The following is a 17,315-nucleotide window of genomic DNA, read 5'->3' as shown; positions in this document are numbered from 1 at the left end:
TGTCATTTAACTGTCTTGGGGCGCATTAGATAACGGAATTATTGCAGTCGTGTGACAGGCAGGGATGAGGCTAGCACGCCGATAGGCCGCGCAGGCCCGTGGGCCTCGCGATCCTGCATTTATTTCAATCGGAAGGCGGGTGGCAGAGGCCGTCTTCAGCGCACTGCGTAGTCGGCGACGATACCGAGAAATATCGCCAGCCCGGCCCAGTGGTTGTGCAAAAAGGCTTTGAAGCAGGCGTCCCGCTCGCGCTGACGGGTGCTCCAGAACTCCCAGACGAAGCATCCTGCTGCGGCGAGCAGGCCAGTGTAGAAGCATGCACCCAATTCAAACCGCGCACCGGCCAGCATCAGGCAACCGAGCGCCAGGCCTTGCAGCGTCAGAATAATCACCCGGTCAGCGTCACCGAACAGTACCGCCGTGGATTTCACGCCGATTTTCAGGTCATCGTCGCGATCGACCATGGCGTAATAGGTGTCATAGCCCACGGTCCATAGCAGGTTGGCGATATACAGCAGCCATGCCGCCGCTGGCAGGTCACCGGTTTCTGCAGTGAACGCCATCGGCATGCCCCACGAAAACGCGGCACCCAGCACCACTTGCGGGTAATAGGTGTAGCGCTTCATGAACGGATAGCAGGCGGCCAGCGCCAGACCGCCGAACGATAGCCAGATCGTTGTCGCGTTGGTGAACAGCACCAGCACAAAGCTCAGTCCGACCAGCACCGCAAACAGCACCAGCGCTTCCCGTGAACTGACTTTGCCGCTGACCAGAGGACGCTGCTCGGTGCGTTTGACGTGGCCATCCACCTTGCGGTCGGCGAAGTCATTGATCACGCAGCCTGCTGCGCGCATCAGAAAGACGCCGAGGATAAAAATGAACACAGTCTTCAGCGATGGCGATCCCTTGCCTGCAATCCAGACCGCCCACAGGGTTGGCCATAACAGCAGGTAAACGCCTATGGGCTTGTCGATACGCGTCAGCTGGATGAAATCCCAGGCGCGTGGGCTCAGACGATTGAGGGATTTGAGAAGGGACAGGTACATCAGGCGTGGTCCTTGTCATGGATCGCATTGCACAGCGCGGGCAGGAAAACTTCGGCGACCAGTACACTCAACGCACCGCGGCTGAATCGCGAGCGGCGTGCCCACAGTCCGCGCGCTGCATCGGCAGCAGGCAGCCAGGCCTCAGGGTAATGACACACTTCAAGCGGGCCGCGCACGAACGCGGGATCGCTGAACAACAACTCACCGAGCGAGCGAGTGCCCAGCTCATCCATATTCAGACCACCGTCCTGCAAGGCACTGCGAGCGGCGACACTGCGGGCGAACACCCAATGGCTGTCATTGCCACGCAAGTAAGCCTCACGCACCCAGCCTTCGCTGGTCGCCGGCAGGTCAAGCGCCAGACATTCATCACGGCGCAACGCCTGCCAGCCTTCGAACTGCGGGAGTACGCTGAAGCCGCCGTCGGACAAACGGTTCAGTCGGCGTGTGAGGGAGTCCTGATTGAATAACCACTCGAGCAACAGCGGTTCGGGCGCATCGATCAACTGCTCGCGCCTGAGCCAGATCGGGCTAATGAATGCGGGGGATTGCTGGGTCACGGTAAGCCAGTTCCGGCAGCCAACGAGGCCGCGAGCTTAGCATGATTGAACGCCTCGACCGATGGCCGGCAGAACCTCAGGTTATAGAATCGGGCTTGCATCCGGGCCTGCCGATCAGTACAACGCCCGTTCAGACGGCAATCGACCGTCGTATGCTATCCAGCCTGATAAACGAGAGAACCGAACATGAAGAAGTGGCAATGCATCGTCTGTGGCCTGATCTACAACGAAGCGGACGGTTGGCCGGATGACGGTATTGCGCCTGGCACGCTCTGGCAGGACGTGCCGGAAGACTGGCTCTGCCCGGATTGCGGCGTGGGCAAAATGGACTTCGAAATGATCGAAATCGCCTGATTGCTGCCCGCCGACGAAGCTGGCAACAACGGGCAGAAAACACACTGAATAGGGAAGAACAATGAGCGCACCTGTCGTCATCATCGGCACCGGCCTTGCGGGTTACAACCTCGCCCGGGAGTTTCGCAAGCTGGACGCGGAGACGCCGTTGCTATTGATCACGGCCGACGATGGCCGCTCCTATTCCAAACCGATGCTGTCCACCGGGTTTGGCAAAAACAAGGAAGCCGACGGCCTGAGCATGGCGGAACCGGGTGCCATGGCCGATCAGCTCAAGGCCGAAATCCGTACGCATACGCGGATCAGCGGGATTGATCCCGGGCACAAACGCTTGTGGATCGGCGAAGAGGCGGTTGATTACCGCGATCTGGTGCTGGCCTGGGGTGCCGAAACCATTCGCGTACCGGTGAAAGGTGACGCAGGCGATGCTATTTTCCCGATCAACGATCTTCAGGATTACGCCCGTTTTCGGGCGGCGGCGGCGGGCAAAAAGCGGGTTCTGATCCTCGGTGCAGGGCTTATTGGCTGCGAATTCGCCAACGACCTGATCCTTGGCGGCTACGAAGTGGATCTGGTTGCGCCGTGCGAGCAGGTCATGCCGACCTTGCTGCCTCCAGCCGCTGCGGCGGCAGTGAAGTCCGGCCTTGAAAGCCTGGGTGCACGTTTCCATCTGGGGCCTGTGATGACGCGCCTGAATCGCATCGATAAGGGGCTGCAAGCGCAGTTGTCGGACGGGCAGGTGATTGACTGCGACGTGGTGGTTTCGGCCATTGGGCTGCGCCCACGCATCGATCTGGCCGCAGCTGCCGGTTTGCAGACCGGGCGCGGCATTCTGGTGGATCGCCAGCTACAGACCTCTCACGCCAATATCCACGCGTTGGGCGACTGCGCTGAAGTGGACGGCCTCAACCTGCTCTACGTCATGCCATTGATGAGCTGCGCTCGGGCGTTGGCGCAGACGCTGTCTGGAACGCCGACCGCCGTAAAATATGGGCCCATGCCGATCACGGTAAAAACACCGGCGTGTCCGCTGGTGGTTTCACCACCACCGCGTGGGACTGATGGCCACTGGAGTGTCGAAGGGCAGGGCTCTGATATCAAGGCGCTGTGTCATGACGCGGATGGCAATCTGTTGGGCTATGCGCTGACCGGCACTGCGGTTATGGAAAAGCTCGCACTGAACAAGGTTTTACCTGCGTTATTGGCATGAATTCGCGTCATTTTGTCGGATAGACCACGTATTTTTGCCAATAAACCTCGCCCGCGCACTGGCGCGGGTCGATTCGGCATGCCATCCTCGGTCTTGTCTGCCGCTACGTAGAGCCGTCGCGGCACCTTGTTGCCGTTTTCACAAAAGCGGCGCGGGACATAAAAACAAAAACCGTAAAGAGGCTTCATATGCGTAAACCAGAAGTTGCAGCCGCCATTGCTGAAAAGGCGGATCTCACCAAAGAGCAATCCAATCGCGTTCTCAATGCCATCCTTGAAGAGATTACTGGCGCACTGCACCGCAAGGACAGTGTCACGCTGGTAGGCTTCGGTACATTCCTGCAACGCCATCGCGGCGCCCGGACCGGCAAGAACCCACAGACCGGGGAGCCGGTTAAAATCAAGGCAAGCAACACGGTTGCCTTCAAACCGGGGAAAGCCCTGAAAGACAGCGTCAACCCTTGACACCCTGTTGTGCGCCTCGGCGGGAGGCGGGCAACTCGCAGGCGGGCATACCAGGTAGTCTGGATGCCCGCTTTTTGTTGATGTCGTCTGTCGCCGATGATGCGTCACGCTCCGGTTGAGAATTGTCCTACTCCTTTCCGTATGATTGCCTTCCCAAGCTCCAGCTTTGCCTGACTTCTTCTCGTTGCTGATTCCCTTAGAGTTCCGCCCCTGCTGCACCCCTTCAATGACTCTTGGGAAATCTCGAATGAAAAAGCTTTGGAAGTTTGCTGCTGTTGCAGCTCTGATCGCGGCTACCAGCGGCTGTGTGAGCTATAACGTCAGCCAGCCAAGCGTACCGCTGGAAGGCACGGTCAAAACCGATCTGAAGGCAGACGTCAAGGTAGGCGGCACTATCAGCGGCGAGTCCTCCACCAATGTGTTGTTCAATTTCCTGAGTTTCGGTGGCGATAACCAGTTCGCCGATGGCGTGACCTATGGTGGCGCGAGCGGCGGTGGCGGCCTGGGTCTGGCGTTGCCTGATCCTGTGTCGACGACCAAGGCTGCAGCGGCCTACAAGGCAGTCAAGTCCTCCGGTGCCGATTTGATCGTGGCACCGCGTTATGAGGTCAGCATCAAGGACTACTTCATCTTCAAGAAAGTGGATGTAAAGGTTACCGGCAGCAAAGGCAGCATCAACAGCATTCGTTGATGCAATCGGGATGCTGCTTTCCACGCGGAGCAGCATCCTCGCATTCAACAGGTGTTTTGTACCGATCTCCCTCGAAATCCATCTTGTCCTACAGGTTTTGGGCGGATAACCGGCTACACTGCTCCGCCGATCCCGATCACCGGATCCAGTGCGTTCAGAGGCCGTGTATGAAATTTCGTTTTCTATTGTGGATGCTGGGTCTGCTGATGGCCCGTGCCAGTCGAAACAACCCCGCCTTCCAGCAGCAGTTGGCTGGCAAGGACCTTACATTTCAGTTGCAGACCGCAGATGGCAAGATCGCGCGTCACTTCGTGGTGCACGATCAGCGCATTCGCAGTGCCAGCGGTCTTGTTGCAGAGCCAGCCTTCGCCATCTCGTTTCGTGATGCCGCGTTTGGTTTTGCCACCCTTCAGGCGAAAAACAAGCAGCTGGCCTTCATGAAGGGCATTCAGGACAAGGACATTCAGATCAAGGGAAACCCGGCCCTGGTGATCTGGTTCCAGGGCCTGGTCAAATACCTCAAACCGAAAAAGAAAGCCGCCTGATCATGGCAGTTGCAGCCCGCCTGCAGCCTTGTGCAGCGCTCGAAGGTGCTCGGACATCTGTTTGAGATTGGCTTCGTTGGCCGCAATTTCCCGGGCGCGCTCAGGCCCCAGCAACGCGCGCACTTCCTTGTCGAGATCACCGGTCAAGCGCTTGAGCTGTTTCTGACGCTGACTGCTTTCTGCTTCAAGCCGCTGCCATTCACCTGCCTGTGGCAAACCGTACCCGCCGCTACCCAGCAGCTCGGCCGGCCGGCTGAGGAACCCGCTACTGGCGAGGATCTCCTGCAGCGTCGCAGTGGCTTTGGAGACCCTGCCGTCGTTAGATTGCCGTGCGCCGAGGTAACGTTGTTTGACCTCGTCCTGCGCCAAAAGCAATTGTCGGCGCAGGCTCGCCTGTTCCAGCAACAGCATGGCAGCACTGGTGCGCAGGTAGGCTTTCTCAAACCATTGGCTGCGTTCGCTGGCCGACAATGTCATCCATTCTTCGACAGTGCTCTGCTTGATAGGCAGGTGTTTTTTCAGGACCTCGAACATGGCCTGATAGCGGTCGCGGTAAGAGTCGAACCGGTAGCCCAGACGCAATGCTTCCCTGGGGTCGTCGAGCACACTGGTGTCCGCCAGCCCGCGGCCTTTCAGGACTTCAAGCAGACCGTTGGGCAAAATGCTGTCCAGACCGACGAGCTTGGGGTTGTGGGTGCCGCTGCGCAGCAGCTTGAGGTTTTCCACCGCGCAGTTGTTCGACAGGAAATAGTAGTTGCCGTCGTAGCTCCAATGCATCTCGGCAGCGTGTTGAACCAGCCCCTCGATCTCCGGGCGGGATAATTTGATTGGCACGGAGGCCAGGCTGCGCAGTTCGGTCTTGGTGTATTCATCAATGACCTGCGCCAGCGGCAAGACGAACAGCCGTGACGGGTAGGCCCCCATCAGGCCGTCCCAGCTGGACAGCTGTACATCGCCGACGAATGCCCGATAAGACAGGACCAGATGCTGGTCAAGGTCCAGGCGGCAATCCGGGCCACGTGGGCGACCCGGTTTGCAGATCACCAGGCGTAACATGCTGTGGCCCCAGCGGCTCGCCCAGTTCTGATTTGCTTCGGCCAGCAGATAATCCACCGCATAGACCCGTTCCGGGTCCAGCTTGCCCAGCGGTTCCCGACCAAAGTCGCTACCGGCGTTCAGATAAGGGTAGTAGGTCGGGCATTCATCCCGTTCAGCGGGGGCCCAGCCAAAGCGCTCTTTGTAATATGCATACAGTGCGGGGCGACGGCAGGCGTAGGCCGGGTCGAGGAGGAAATACTCCATGTTCACGGCTACGAATTCCAGCGGGCTGGTGGTTTCGTAGATATCGGGGCTGCGTGCGACCTGACCGTTATGTTCCTCACGCTCACCGCGACGGCCGACATATTGCTGCCAGCCCGCCAGATCCAGCAGGCGAGGGTCGTCACTGAGGGTAAAGCGTCGCTCGGTCTGACCCCGGCAGTCGTCGGGCAGGCCGATCTTGCCCACTGAGCTGTTGCGCGATGCACAGCGAAAAATAGCCGCTCGCTCGGTCGGCGACCACAGGCGAGCCCGGTCATAGACGTGGGTCAGCTCATGCAGGACAGTGGCAAGCAATTCCCGGCGTACCGTGCCATGCGGACGACCGGTCTGGGCTGTTGCGGCGGAGCCGTCGGTCAACGAGGCCAGCAAGTGACTGTTGAGGTACAGCTGATAAGGGCCGGCAGCCTGGCCGTAGGCATTTTGCGGCATGTCACCGGACCAGCTTACCTCGACGGTTCGGTCCAGCGCCTCGACGAAGCGGGGTGGCAGCGCGTGCATGGCTTCGTCGAGCAGCGTCTGGCTGGCTTGCTGTTGGGGCGCATCAAGGCCGTCGGTGTGCAGTTCCAGCTTCAGGCTGGCAAAGGCATGTGTCCCGACCAGCGACAGCGCGCCAGCAAACAGCCAGGCGCGAAACCGCCTCACAATGCGAGGATTGCTTCAGCCAGAGTCTGATCGCTCGCGCCACGTGCTTCAGGCACGCGAGTACGCAACGTGTCGAAGGCTGCATCCAGCTGGGCGCCGTGGATGTCTCCACCGCTGGCAACGTAACTGGCGGCGTCATCCTTGGCCTGAAGCACAACTTTGGAATCGCGAATCGAGGTGGTGGTGTCCGAGGTGAAATCGATGGTACGGCCGAACGCGCGAACGATGATGTTGCTCGTGGCTACAACGGTCTGAGCCTGGGCAAAATCGGCCAGCAACAGCAGGCCAAGGGAAGCAGCAATCAGCGGGGTACGCATGTAGTGACGTCTCCAGTACGCAAAAGGGGGAAAGTGGCTATTGGACGAGGATTGCCTGCGCCAGTTCAAGGTCGCTGGCACGAAGTTTTGCGCTTGTCTCACGCAGAGCGTGCAGCGCTGACTCGAGGCGTGCGCCGCGCATCTCTCCGCCGCTGGCGATGAATGCAGCAGCATCGTCACGGGCTGCCATGATCAGTTTGTTATCGAACGGTCCTGTCGAGACCTGGCTGGTGGCATAGCCGGTCTTGACCAGACCTTGCGTGGTCGTATCGAACGCTTGAACCTGGCTGACGTACATCAGGCTGGCAAAAGGAACGATATACAGAAGGTGCACTAAACGCATGACTTTCACGAACCAGCAAAACAGGCTCCAAGGCTAGCGCAATGCGCGGGCCAGAGCTACCCCGGCTCGTAGCCGGGGCGCAGCGGTCAGATGGCCAGAATGGCCTGAGCCAGCTGGCTGTCGGTAGCTTGCAGTTCAGGCAGGACCTGGCGGATGTGCTGCAAAGCGCCTTCGAGTCGAGCGCTACGGATGTCGCCGGAGCTGGCCACGAAGCTGGCAGCGTCGTCGCGGGCGGCAAGCACGATCTTGTCGTCTTTCAGGGAGGAAGAAACATTGGAAGTGGCACGCGTCGATGCGTTGACGGCATCGACCACTGCGTCAGTGGTCACAATGAAGCTGGAGGCGTTGGCACCTGCTGCGGCAGTCAACAGAAAGGCAGCGCCAAGGTTACGTAGCAGAGACATGATCGAGTTCCATTGTGGACGAAGGGGCACAGACGGCCTGCGAAGCCAAACGGCTGAGGTAGAGCGCTAGACTATCCCACCGATACCGCGCTTGTCATGATGGGTGATGATGCTGCGTAGCAGGGTTTGCAAGATTTTGGTAACTGTATCTGATAAACCTGAAAAATATACAACTGTACTGCTTCTCTCAGGAGCGATGAAGTCCGACCCGAAAACGACAAAACCCGTCTCGGTTGCCCGAGACGGGTTTTGTATGAAGCAATTCGGTGTGCTGGCGAGAGACCTGCAGGCCTGGACCAGCGAGCGCTGGTTTAGCGCCAGAACGGCTTGCTCAGCTCTTCGTAACGCTGGGATTCGCTGATACCGGCGTCAGCCAGCAGGCGTGCATCCAGACGAGCCAGTTGATGGCGGCTGGACAGGCGACGCTGCCAGAGCATCAGGTTGGCGAATACGCGCAGAGGCAAAGAAGCTTTTGCGGTGGTAACAGTGCTTTCGCTGAACAGATCGGAACTGATTGTACGTTCCATGGTGTGACTTCCTTCCGCTTGTGGCGGGATAAGTGAGTTGCTTGACTGGTGCCCATTTTCCTCGTACGCGTACAGCTTCCATAGACACAGTTCACTTGTATTGTGAGGGTTCAGTTAACTGTGATCGGGCACTGTTTTGTTCATAAATGGGGCAACTGTACCGGTAGGCACCATATAGGTGCATTTTGTGGTCGATTATGGTGATTCCGGTGTTTTAAGGCGATTTTATGACCGGTACAGCAGTACAGTTTTTCAGGAAGCAGCCAGGTAGGGGTTGGAAGTGACCCGTAAGATGTCTTGTTCACTTCCAACTGTCCTGTTCAGCCCGGCAGCATGCGCCCGGTTTCTTCCAGGTTGATGTGCCAACTCAGTGCTTCCCGAAGGATATGCGGTGTATGCCCACCCAGCGCACAGGCGGCACTGAAATAAGTGTTCAACGCGTTGCGATAGTCCGGGTGTACGCAGTTATCGATGATCACTCGCGCGCGTTCGCGAGGTGCGAGGCCGCGCAGATCCGCCAGGCCCTGCTCGGTCACCAGGATGTCGACATCGTGTTCGGTGTGATCGACATGGCTGACCATAGGCACAACGCTGGAGATTGCACCGCCTTTGGCAATCGACTTGGTGACGAATATCGCAAGGTGCGCATTGCGCGAAAAATCCCCCGAGCCGCCGATGCCGTTCATCATTCGCGTCCCGCAGATGTGGGTGGAATTGACGTTGCCGTACAGGTCGAACTCCAGCGCCGTGTTGATGCCGATGATACCCAGGCGGCGTATCACCTCGGGGTGATTGGAAATTTCCTGAGGGCGCAGCACCAGTCTGGATTTGTAGCGATTGAAGTCGGCGAAGACCTCGGCGTGTTTGGCTGCCGACAACGTCATGGAGCTGCCCGAGGCAAAGGTCAGTTTGCCTGCGTCGAACAGGTCGAACGTCGAGTCCTGCAGTACCTCGGAGTACATGGTCAGGTCCGTGAAAGGCGACGCCAGCAGGCCATGCATCACGGCATTGGCGATGTTGCCGATGCCCGCCTGCAGCGGCATCAGCTTGTCGGTCAGACGGTCTTCGCGAACCTCCTTTTTGAAGAAATCCACCAGATGATTGGCGATGGCTTGAGTATCCGCATCAGGTGGCGTGACTGTGGAAGGCGAGTCAGGCTGGTTGCTGATAACGATGCCGACTATCTTCGCCGGATCGATCTTCACTGCATGGCTGCCGATGCGCGAGTCTGCCTCCAGCACCGGAATCGGCAGGCGCGTCGGTCTGTAGCTGGGTATATAGATGTCATGCAGACCTTCCAGCTCCAGCGGCTGGGACAGGTTGATCTCGACAATGACCTGTTTGGCCAGAATGGCGAAGCTGGCCGAGTTGCCCACGGAGGTGCTGAGGACCAGATGGCCTTCTTCGGTAATCGCAACGCACTCGATCACCGCCAGGTCCACAGCCTTGATCTGCCGATTGCGCAGCAGTTCGACCGTGTCGGACAGGTGCTGGTCGATGAACATCACCGTACCGTTGTTGATCGCCTTGCGCAGCGTGCTGTCGACCTGAAAGGGCATGCGCCGCGACAGTACGCCGGACTCGGTCAGCTGCTTGTCCAGATCGTTGCCCAGACTGGCTCCGGTCATCAGGCTGATTTGCAGTGGAGTCACTTTGGCGCGCTCGGCCAGCGCATGAGGTACGGCCTTGGCTTCGCCTGCGCGGGTGAAGCCACTCATGCCGACGGTCATGCCGTCTTCAATCAGGGCGGCAGCGTCGGCTGCGCTCATAACCTTGCTCATCAGGGAGGGCAGGCGGATACGGTCACGGTACATGGGTCTGTCTCGTAGATAGAAGCGAGCGACAAGTCTAGAGCGTCGGACGGGCTTCGTCCTGCTACCAAGGTCGCATTTGAGCGCTCTAATTGGCGGGTTTCAGCGTAAAACACTGTTACGCGAAATGTAAAAAGCCCCGGTCGCCAAGCGAGCCGGGGCTTTCGTGAGGCAGGGTCAGGCTAGGCGTTTTCGACTGCCTTCACCATGTCCTCGATCACCTTTTTGGCATCTCCGAACACCATCATGGTTTTATCCAGATAGAACAGCTCGTTGTCCAGACCTGCATAACCACTGGCCATCGAGCGTTTGTTGACGATGATGGTCTTGGCCTTGAACGCCTCCAGAATCGGCATGCCGGCGATGGGGGATTTCGGATCGTTCTTGGCGGCCGGGTTGACCACGTCGTTGGCACCCAGCACCAGCACCACGTCCGCCTGACCGAACTCGGAATTGATATCGTCCATCTCGAACACTTGATCGTAAGGCACCTCGGCCTCGGCCAGCAGCACGTTCATGTGCCCCGGCATGCGCCCGGCGACCGGGTGGATGGCGTACTTCACGGTAACGCCACGGTGGACCAGCTTTTCCGTCAGTTCCTTGAGCGCGTGCTGCGCGCGGGCGACGGCCAGACCGTAACCCGGCACGATGATCACAGTGTCGGCGTTGGTCAGCAGGAAGGTTGCATCGTCTGCCGAGCCTGACTTGACGGGGCGGGCCTCCTTGTTGCCGGCAGGCCCTGCGGAATCCGTTGCGCCACCGAAGCCGCCGCCGATCACGTTGAAGAACGAGCGGTTCATCGCCTTGCACATGATGTAAGACAGGATCGCGCCCGAAGAGCCTACCAGCGAGCCTGCAATGATCAGCATCGAGTTGTTCAGCGAAAAGCCGATACCAGCCGCCGCCCAGCCCGAATAGCTGTTAAGCATCGAGACCACTACCGGCATGTCGGCACCACCGATCGGGATGATCAGCAATACGCCAATCACGAACGCCAGCGCGAGCATGATTGCAAAGGCCGTGAGGCTGCCGGTGAACATGAAGGTCAGGCCAAAGAACAGCGTCGTCAGGCCAAGTGCCAGGTTGAGCTTGTGCTGACCGGCAAACTGTACCGGTGCGCCCTGAAACAACCGGAATTTGTATTTGCCCGACAGTTTGCCGAAGGCGATCACCGAGCCAGAGAAGGTGATCGCACCGATTGCTGCGCCAAGGAATAACTCCAGACGGTTACCCGCCGGAATGGCATCACCGAGGTTGCGAACGATGCCCAGTGACTGAGGCTCGACGACGGCGGCGATGGCGATAAACACTGCTGCCAGGCCGATCATGCTGTGCATGAACGCAACCAGTTCCGGCATTTTGGTCATTTCGACACGCTTGGCCATGATTGACCCGGCGGTCCCTCCCACCAACAGGCCAACCACAATGTAACCAATGCCCGCATGCGTGCCTTCAGCGGTAGAAAGCGCCGCCAGCTTGAATACCAGGCCGATTGTGGTGACGACCGCCAGGCCCATGCCGAGCATGCCGAACAGATTGCCGCGGCGCGAGGTGGTCGGGTGCGACAAGCCTTTGAGTGCCTGGATAAAGCAGATCGATGCGATCAGGTACAGCAGGGTTACCAGATTCATGCTCATGACTTCGGCGCCTCATCCTTTGCCTTGGGGGCCTTTTTCCTGAACATCTCCAGCATCCGTCGGGTAACCAGGAATCCGCCAAACACATTCACCGCCGCCAGCGCGACAGCCAGGGTGCCCATCGTCTTGCCCAGCGGCGTTACGGTCAGCGCAGCGGCGAGCATGGCGCCAACGATGACGATGGCGGAGATGGCGTTGGTTACTGCCATGAGTGGTGTATGCAACGCAGGCGTGACGTTCCAGACCACGTGGTAGCCGACATAGATTGCCAGCACAAAAATGATCAGGTTGTAGATGCCGGGGGAAATCAGCTCTTCCATTGGTGTGTCCTCAGCCGTTCTTGCGCACGACGTGCCCGTCGCGGCACATCAGGCACGCGGTGACAATGTCGTCTTCGAGGTTGATCGAGAATGTGCCGTCCTTGTCGAACAGCAGCTTCATGAAGTCCAGCAGGTTGCGGGCGTAGAGTGCAGAAGCATCGGCTGCGACCAAGGCAGGAAGATTGGTGTGGCCGACAATGGTCACGCCGTGCTCGACAACAACTTGATCGGCCACGGTCAGCGGGCAGTTGCCGCCTTGTGCGGCAGCCAGGTCGATCACCACCGAGCCGGGCTTCATCTGTGCCACGGTTTCAGCGCTGAGCAGCACCGGTGCCTTGCGGCCTGGAATCAAAGCAGTGGTGATGACGATGTCCGCCTGCCTGGCGCGCTCATGAACGGCTGCAGCCTGGCGTTGCATCCAGCTGGCAGGCATGGGCCGTGCATAACCGCCAACGCCTTCGGCGCATTCGCGCTCTTCGTCGGTCTCGTAAGGCACATCGATGAATTTGGCACCCAGCGACTCGATCTGCTCCTTCACGGCCGGACGTACGTCCGACGCCTCTACCACGGCACCCAGACGCTTGGCGGTGGCAATGGCCTGCAGACCCGCAACACCTGCGCCGAGGATGAGCACTCGTGCCGCCTTCACGGTGCCGGCAGCGGTCATCAGCATGGGCATGAAGCGCGGGTAGTGATGTGCGGCAAGCAGCACGGCTTTATAGCCTGCAATGTTGGCTTGCGAAGACAACACATCAAGGCTCTGCGCGCGGGACGTACGCGGTGCGGCTTCCAGGGCGAATGCAGTAACACCACGCGCCGCCATCTTGCCGATAAGTTCGTTATTGAAGGGGTTGAGCATGCCGATGACCACCGAACCGCTCTTGATCAGGTTCAGCTCATTGTCGTCCGGTGCGACGACCTTGAGGATCAGATCGCCCGCATACACTTCGTCAGCATTGCCGATGATGGCGCCTGCAGCTTCATAAGCGCTGTCCGGAACACTGGCATGAATGCCTGCGCCGCTTTGCACCGTCACCCTGTGACCCTGACTGATCAGCTTCTTGATGGTTTCCGGAGTGGCAGCCACCCGGGTTTCGCCCGCTTGCGTTTCGAGAGGAACACCAATGTGCACGACAAATCTCCTGCGCGATTTTTTATCGTTCGTATGTAGGCCTGTGCACTACGGCTGGTGCGTCTGGCATGGCCAATCAGCACGCCCCTTTCAAGGAGGGGCGGGGCATTTTGCAGACGAAGTCGGCGGGCTTCAATACATTCTGTAACGAAACTATAGATGAACTACAAGTCATACTGTGACCTATTGTCGCAGTCATTCTTCAGAGCTCTTTGCCTGCGGGGGCTGTGGCGATATTCCGTATAAAAATCAGGTGATAAAACTTTTTCTCCTGTACTCGTGAAAAATCGAGCGAATCAGGTCAAATCACCTGCAAACATAGGGGCATAACCTGATTTTTTGCAATGCACAGAGAGTTGTCTTAAAACGACATAAGGTTATATCTGTAGGTGCTTGTCGATAAGCACTACGAGAGAATAGCGATCAGTCCAGATTCTGCGGCAGCTGGTAATCCCTGGCCTGCCCGACCAGCCAGTCCCGGAATGCACTCAATGACGCCGACTCCACTTTGCGCTCGGGAATCATCAGGTGGTAAGCCTTGCCGCCGGGCAGCGAACGCGTATTGGCAATCACCAGGCGTTTTTCCTGCAGTTCGCGCTGAATAAGAAAGGGCGGGATCAGCGCTACACCCATATCGTGCATGGCCGCCTGCGCCAGCATCGAAAACAGCTCATAGCGAGGCCCTGTCATGTCGCGAGCGACATCCATGTCCTGCGCGTTGAACCATTGCCGCCATGCATAGGGTCGGGTGGTCTGTTGAAGCAGTGGCCGCTCGGCCAGCGCGCTTGCACTCAGGCTGTCCTGGCCCTCTAGGAGCGATGGGCTGCAGACGGGCATTGAGTTCTCGCTCATCAGCCTGTGCGACTGGGTGCCGGACCAGTCTGCGTCGCCGAAATAGATAGCAGCGTCAAAGTCGGTATCGGCGAACAGGAAGGGGCGTGTACGGTTGGTCAGGTGAACCGTGACATCGGGGTGTCTGCGCTGGAAATCCTTCAGGCGCGGCAACAGCCATTGAGTGCCGAAAGTAGGCACCACGGCCAGTTCGATTGCGTTGGCACCCTGTGGTGCCATGATGGAAAGCGTGTCGCGCTCGACCGCGTCCAGTTGCAGGGCAACACGGCGGCTGTAGGAAAGGCCGGCCTCTGTGAGCTTCACGCCCCGTCGAGAACGTCGGAACAGCTCGACGCCGAGGAACTCTTCCAGCCCGCCGATCTGTCGGCATACGGCACCTTGTGTCAGAGAGAGCTCGTGAGCGGCCTTGGTAAAGCTCTCGTGCCGCGCAGCGGCCTCGAAACTTACCAGCGCGGTGGTGCTGGGTATTTTTCGTCGCATGTACTCTCTGCTCACTGATGTTTTCGTCTGATAGCGATTTTTACTGGTTCGGAGTGAGAAATTATCACGCCGACTTGATAAAACCTCGTTTGTCGTGGGTCTGGACCAGAGCTAGGATCGTTACAGGATTTTTCAGCTGAACATGAGGAACAGGTATGAGCGGTAAGGCGAGCTTTAACTGGATTGACCCATTGCTGCTGGATCAACAGCTTACTGAAGAAGAGCGCATGGTCCGTGATACTGCCGAGCAGTTCGCCCAGAGCAAGCTGGCCCCGCGCGTGCTGGAAGCGTTCCGTCACGAGAAAACCGATCCGGCTATTTTTCGCGAGATGGGCGAAGTGGGTCTGCTGGGGGCAACGATCCCCGAAGAGTTCGGCGGTAGCGGCCTGAACTACGTCTGTTATGGATTGATCGCTCGTGAAGTCGAGCGCATCGATTCGGGCTACCGCTCAATGATGAGCGTGCAGTCGTCGTTGGTCATGGTGCCTATCAATGAATTTGGTACGCAGGCTCAGAAAGAAAAATATCTGCCCAGACTGGCCTCGGGCGAATGGATCGGCTGCTTCGGCCTGACCGAGCCCAACCATGGTTCCGATCCTGGAGCGATGATTACCCGTGCCAGGAGCGTGGAGGGTGGTTATCGTCTGAGCGGCAGCAAGATGTGGATCACCAACAGCCCGATCGCAGATGTGTTTGTGGTGTGGGCCAAGGACGATGCCGATGATATTCGCGGGTTCGTTCTTGAAAAAGGCTGGGCGGGCCTGAGCGCCCCGGCCATTCATGGCAAGGTCGGTTTGCGCGCATCGATCACTGGCGAGATTGTCATGGATAACGTGTTCGTGCCTGAAGAGAACATCTTTCCCGATGTGCGCGGTTTGAAAGGCCCCTTCACCTGTCTCAACTCGGCGCGTTATGGCATTTCCTGGGGAGCTCTGGGCGCTGCGGAGTTCTGCTGGCACACCGCACGGCAATACACCCTCGACCGTCAGCAGTTCGGTCGTCCATTGGCCGCCAATCAATTGATTCAGAAAAAACTCGCGGACATGCAGACTGAAATCACTCTGGCCTTGCAAGGCTGTCTGCGCCTGGGGCGTATGAAGGATGATGGCACGGCTGCCGTAGAGATTACTTCGATCATGAAGCGCAACTCCTGCGGCAAATCGCTGGATATAGCGCGCATGGCTCGCGACATGCTGGGCGGCAACGGCATCTCGGACGAGTTCGGCATCGCCAGGCATCTGGTCAACCTGGAGGTGGTGAACACGTACGAAGGCACGCATGACGTGCATGCATTGATTCTGGGGCGTGCGCAGACCGGCATTCAGGCTTTCTATTAAGGAGGGCTGATCATGGGGGCGCTTTCGCATATCCGGGTGCTCGATTTATCGAGAGTCCTGGCCGGGCCTTGGGCCGGTCAGATACTTGCCGACCTCGGGGCTGACGTCATAAAGGTGGAGCGACCGGGATGTGGCGATGACACGCGCTCGTGGGGCCCGCCGTTTCTTCGCGACGCGGCCGGCCAGAACACCACCGAGGCTGCTTACTATCTGTCGGCCAATCGTAACAAGCAGTCAGTCACGATCGACTTTACGCGCCCTGAAGGGCAAAGGTTGGTGCGCGAGCTGGCGGCGAAGTCCGACATCGTGATTGAAAACTTCAAGGTTGACGGGCTGGCAGCTTACGGTCTGGATTACGAGTCGCTGAAGGCGGTCAATCCCCGGCTGATCTATTGCTCCATTACGGGCTTCGGGCAAAGCGGGCCTTACGCGAGGCGTCCGGGCTACGATTTCATGATTCAGGCGCTGGGTGGTCTGATGAGCCTTACCGGTCTGCCGGAGGGCGAGGAGGGTGCTGGTCCGGTCAAGGTCGGCGTGGCGCTCACCGACATTCTCACGGGTCTGTATTCGACGACTGCCATTCTCGCTGCCCTGGCTCATCGTGAGCAGAGCGATATCGGTCAGTACATCGATATGGCACTGCTCGATGTACAGGTTTCCTGCCTGGCCAATCAGGCCATGAACTACCTGACTACCGGCGTCGCGCCCAGGCGCTTGGGAAATGCTCATCCCAACATAGTGCCGTATCAGGACTTTCCCACTGCCGATGGCGACCTGATCCTTACAGTAGGTAATGACAGTCAGTTCAGGAAATTTGCCGAGGTGGCGGGGCAGCCGCAATGGGCGGTTGATCCACGCTTCCTGACGAACACGCTGCGTGTGGCGCATCGTGCCGAACTGATTCCGCTGATTCGCCAGGCTACGGTATTCAAGACCACTGCCCAGTGGATTGATGAGCTGGAGGCAGCCGGGGTGCCGTGCGGGCCGGTCAATAACCTTGCTCAGGTGTTCGCGGATCCACAGGTTGTTGCGCGGGGGCTGGCTATAGAGATCCCGCATGCGCTGGGTGGTCGCGTTCCGCAGGTCGCCAGCCCGATTCGGTTATCGGAAACGCCAGTCGAATACAAAAGGGCACCTCCTTTATTGGGAGAGCATACAGCGCAAGTATTGCATGAGCTTTTGGGGATTGATGGTGAGGCGATGGCCTTGCTGCGCGACTTGGGGGTTGTGTAGCTATATAGAAGAAAACGTTCGCAAGCGGCTTTTCTATATGACTGCAGGGGCTTCGCGGTTAATTTCGATGTTTTTGAAATTAACGGTTGA

Annotated in this window: 19 protein-coding genes; 7 read left to right on the top strand and 12 right to left on the bottom strand. The window is 58.5% G+C overall.

Annotation, left to right across the window (positions count from 1 at the left end; translation table 11 throughout):
• Window positions 1-155 precede the first annotated feature (155 nt).
• Both ubiA and ALO80_RS21120 read right to left on the bottom strand, forming a co-directional pair.
• The gene (gene ubiA / locus ALO80_RS21125; protein WP_055010396.1) at window positions 156-1,046 is read right to left on the bottom strand and encodes a 4-hydroxybenzoate octaprenyltransferase; all 891 of its coding nucleotides are present in this window, start codon (window positions 1,044-1,046) and stop codon (window positions 156-158) included.
• Window positions 1,046-1,606 carry a chorismate--pyruvate lyase family protein gene (locus ALO80_RS21120; RefSeq protein ID WP_054986760.1) on the bottom strand — a complete coding sequence of 187 codons (561 nt, stop codon included), beginning with the start codon at window positions 1,604-1,606 and terminating at the stop codon, window positions 1,046-1,048. Before ALO80_RS21120 ends, ubiA begins: the two co-directional genes overlap by 1 nt.
• A 186-nt stretch (window positions 1,607-1,792) precedes the next feature.
• On the opposite strand from ALO80_RS21120, the gene ALO80_RS21115 reads away from it, so the two are divergent.
• From ALO80_RS21115 to ALO80_RS21095, 5 genes are all read left to right on the top strand, one after another.
• Window positions 1,793-1,960, top strand: a complete 168-nt coding sequence (locus ALO80_RS21115) for a rubredoxin (protein WP_054986759.1) — start codon at window positions 1,793-1,795, stop codon at window positions 1,958-1,960.
• Window positions 1,961-2,021: 61 nt separating this feature from the next.
• The gene (locus tag ALO80_RS21110; RefSeq protein WP_055010395.1) at window positions 2,022-3,170 is read left to right on the top strand and encodes an NAD(P)/FAD-dependent oxidoreductase; all 1,149 of its coding nucleotides are present in this window, start codon (window positions 2,022-2,024) and stop codon (window positions 3,168-3,170) included.
• 188 nt (window positions 3,171-3,358) lie between these two features.
• Window positions 3,359-3,634, top strand: a complete 276-nt coding sequence (locus tag ALO80_RS21105; RefSeq protein WP_002555877.1) for an HU family DNA-binding protein — start codon at window positions 3,359-3,361, stop codon at window positions 3,632-3,634.
• A gap of 247 nt (window positions 3,635-3,881) precedes the next feature.
• Window positions 3,882-4,325, top strand: a complete 444-nt coding sequence (locus ALO80_RS21100; protein WP_054984937.1) for a hypothetical protein — start codon at window positions 3,882-3,884, stop codon at window positions 4,323-4,325.
• 167 nt (window positions 4,326-4,492) lie between these two features.
• Window positions 4,493-4,870: an SCP2 sterol-binding domain-containing protein gene (locus ALO80_RS21095; RefSeq protein WP_054984938.1), complete on the top strand. Its 378-nt coding sequence runs from the start codon at window positions 4,493-4,495 to the stop codon at window positions 4,868-4,870.
• Here ALO80_RS21095 and ALO80_RS21090 read toward each other — a convergent pair whose 3' ends face one another.
• From ALO80_RS21090 to ALO80_RS21045, 10 genes are all read right to left on the bottom strand, one after another.
• The gene (locus ALO80_RS21090; RefSeq protein WP_055010394.1) at window positions 4,871-6,832 is read right to left on the bottom strand and encodes a DUF7844 domain-containing protein; all 1,962 of its coding nucleotides are present in this window, start codon (window positions 6,830-6,832) and stop codon (window positions 4,871-4,873) included. It abuts the gene before it with no gap.
• Complete coding sequence (locus ALO80_RS21085; protein ID WP_002555873.1) at window positions 6,829-7,149, bottom strand: DUF2388 domain-containing protein; 321 nt, start codon at window positions 7,147-7,149, stop codon at window positions 6,829-6,831. The genes ALO80_RS21090 and ALO80_RS21085 overlap by 4 nt, the downstream gene beginning before the upstream one ends.
• Before the next feature lie 37 nt (window positions 7,150-7,186).
• Window positions 7,187-7,492: a DUF2388 domain-containing protein gene (locus ALO80_RS21080; RefSeq protein WP_055010393.1), complete on the bottom strand. Its 306-nt coding sequence runs from the start codon at window positions 7,490-7,492 to the stop codon at window positions 7,187-7,189.
• Window positions 7,493-7,578: 86 nt separating this feature from the next.
• Entirely contained in the window at window positions 7,579-7,896 is a 318-nt protein-coding gene (locus tag ALO80_RS21075; protein WP_054984941.1) for a DUF2388 domain-containing protein, read from the bottom strand.
• Window positions 7,897-8,207: 311 nt separating this feature from the next.
• On the bottom strand, window positions 8,208-8,423 hold the full coding sequence (locus ALO80_RS21070) for a DUF1127 domain-containing protein (protein WP_002555870.1): 216 nt from the start codon (window positions 8,421-8,423) through the stop codon (window positions 8,208-8,210).
• 320 nt (window positions 8,424-8,743) lie between these two features.
• A complete protein-coding gene (locus ALO80_RS21065) occupies window positions 8,744-10,237 on the bottom strand; it encodes an acetyl-CoA hydrolase/transferase family protein (RefSeq protein WP_054984942.1) in 1,494 nt (497 codons plus the stop codon).
• A gap of 179 nt (window positions 10,238-10,416) precedes the next feature.
• Window positions 10,417-11,871: an NAD(P)(+) transhydrogenase (Re/Si-specific) subunit beta gene (locus ALO80_RS21060; RefSeq protein ID WP_055010392.1), complete on the bottom strand. Its 1,455-nt coding sequence runs from the start codon at window positions 11,869-11,871 to the stop codon at window positions 10,417-10,419.
• The gene (locus tag ALO80_RS21055) at window positions 11,868-12,191 is read right to left on the bottom strand and encodes an NAD(P) transhydrogenase subunit alpha (RefSeq protein WP_054984944.1); all 324 of its coding nucleotides are present in this window, start codon (window positions 12,189-12,191) and stop codon (window positions 11,868-11,870) included. Before ALO80_RS21055 ends, ALO80_RS21060 begins: the two co-directional genes overlap by 4 nt.
• 10 nt (window positions 12,192-12,201) lie before the next feature.
• Complete coding sequence (locus ALO80_RS21050) at window positions 12,202-13,323, bottom strand: Re/Si-specific NAD(P)(+) transhydrogenase subunit alpha (protein WP_055010391.1); 1,122 nt, start codon at window positions 13,321-13,323, stop codon at window positions 12,202-12,204.
• 423 nt (window positions 13,324-13,746) lie between these two features.
• Complete coding sequence (locus tag ALO80_RS21045; protein WP_055010390.1) at window positions 13,747-14,655, bottom strand: LysR family transcriptional regulator; 909 nt, start codon at window positions 14,653-14,655, stop codon at window positions 13,747-13,749.
• A gap of 155 nt (window positions 14,656-14,810) precedes the next feature.
• Here ALO80_RS21045 and ALO80_RS21040 point away from each other — a divergent pair, with 155 nt between their 5' ends.
• Together ALO80_RS21040 and ALO80_RS21035 are read left to right on the top strand one after the other, a co-directional pair.
• The gene (locus ALO80_RS21040; RefSeq protein WP_055010389.1) at window positions 14,811-15,992 is read left to right on the top strand and encodes an acyl-CoA dehydrogenase; all 1,182 of its coding nucleotides are present in this window, start codon (window positions 14,811-14,813) and stop codon (window positions 15,990-15,992) included.
• Window positions 15,993-16,001: 9 nt separating this feature from the next.
• Window positions 16,002-17,225, top strand: a complete 1,224-nt coding sequence (locus ALO80_RS21035; protein WP_174518966.1) for a CaiB/BaiF CoA transferase family protein — start codon at window positions 16,002-16,004, stop codon at window positions 17,223-17,225.
• The last annotated feature ends 90 nt before the right edge of the window (window positions 17,226-17,315 follow it).

It is taken from the genome of Pseudomonas caricapapayae (genome assembly GCF_001400735.1).
Classification (GTDB): Bacteria; Pseudomonadota; Gammaproteobacteria; order Pseudomonadales; family Pseudomonadaceae; genus Aquipseudomonas; species Aquipseudomonas caricapapayae.
This window is presented reverse-complemented; position numbering and strand designations above follow the sequence as displayed.

Coding starts and splice junctions, on each gene's coding strand:
- ALO80_RS21080 (WP_055010393.1), bottom strand. CDS start 7,492: ATGCGTTTAGTGCACCTTCTGTATATCGTTCCTTTTGCCAGCCTGATG.
- ALO80_RS21110 (WP_055010395.1), top strand. CDS start 2,022: ATGAGCGCACCTGTCGTCATCATCGGCACCGGCCTTGCGGGTTACAAC.
- ALO80_RS21040 (WP_055010389.1), top strand. CDS start 14,811: ATGAGCGGTAAGGCGAGCTTTAACTGGATTGACCCATTGCTGCTGGAT.
- ALO80_RS21095 (WP_054984938.1), top strand. CDS start 4,493: ATGAAATTTCGTTTTCTATTGTGGATGCTGGGTCTGCTGATGGCCCGT.
- ALO80_RS21105 (WP_002555877.1), top strand. CDS start 3,359: ATGCGTAAACCAGAAGTTGCAGCCGCCATTGCTGAAAAGGCGGATCTC.
- ALO80_RS21065 (WP_054984942.1), bottom strand. CDS start 10,237: ATGTACCGTGACCGTATCCGCCTGCCCTCCCTGATGAGCAAGGTTATG.
- ALO80_RS21085 (WP_002555873.1), bottom strand. CDS start 7,149: ATGCGTACCCCGCTGATTGCTGCTTCCCTTGGCCTGCTGTTGCTGGCC.
- ALO80_RS21115 (WP_054986759.1), top strand. CDS start 1,793: ATGAAGAAGTGGCAATGCATCGTCTGTGGCCTGATCTACAACGAAGCG.
- ALO80_RS21055 (WP_054984944.1), bottom strand. CDS start 12,191: ATGGAAGAGCTGATTTCCCCCGGCATCTACAACCTGATCATTTTTGTG.
- ALO80_RS21070 (WP_002555870.1), bottom strand. CDS start 8,423: ATGGAACGTACAATCAGTTCCGATCTGTTCAGCGAAAGCACTGTTACC.
- ubiA (WP_055010396.1), bottom strand. CDS start 1,046: ATGTACCTGTCCCTTCTCAAATCCCTCAATCGTCTGAGCCCACGCGCC.
- ALO80_RS21045 (WP_055010390.1), bottom strand. CDS start 14,655: ATGCGACGAAAAATACCCAGCACCACCGCGCTGGTAAGTTTCGAGGCC.
- ALO80_RS21075 (WP_054984941.1), bottom strand. CDS start 7,896: ATGTCTCTGCTACGTAACCTTGGCGCTGCCTTTCTGTTGACTGCCGCA.
- ALO80_RS21060 (WP_055010392.1), bottom strand. CDS start 11,871: ATGAGCATGAATCTGGTAACCCTGCTGTACCTGATCGCATCGATCTGC.
- ALO80_RS21100 (WP_054984937.1), top strand. CDS start 3,882: ATGAAAAAGCTTTGGAAGTTTGCTGCTGTTGCAGCTCTGATCGCGGCT.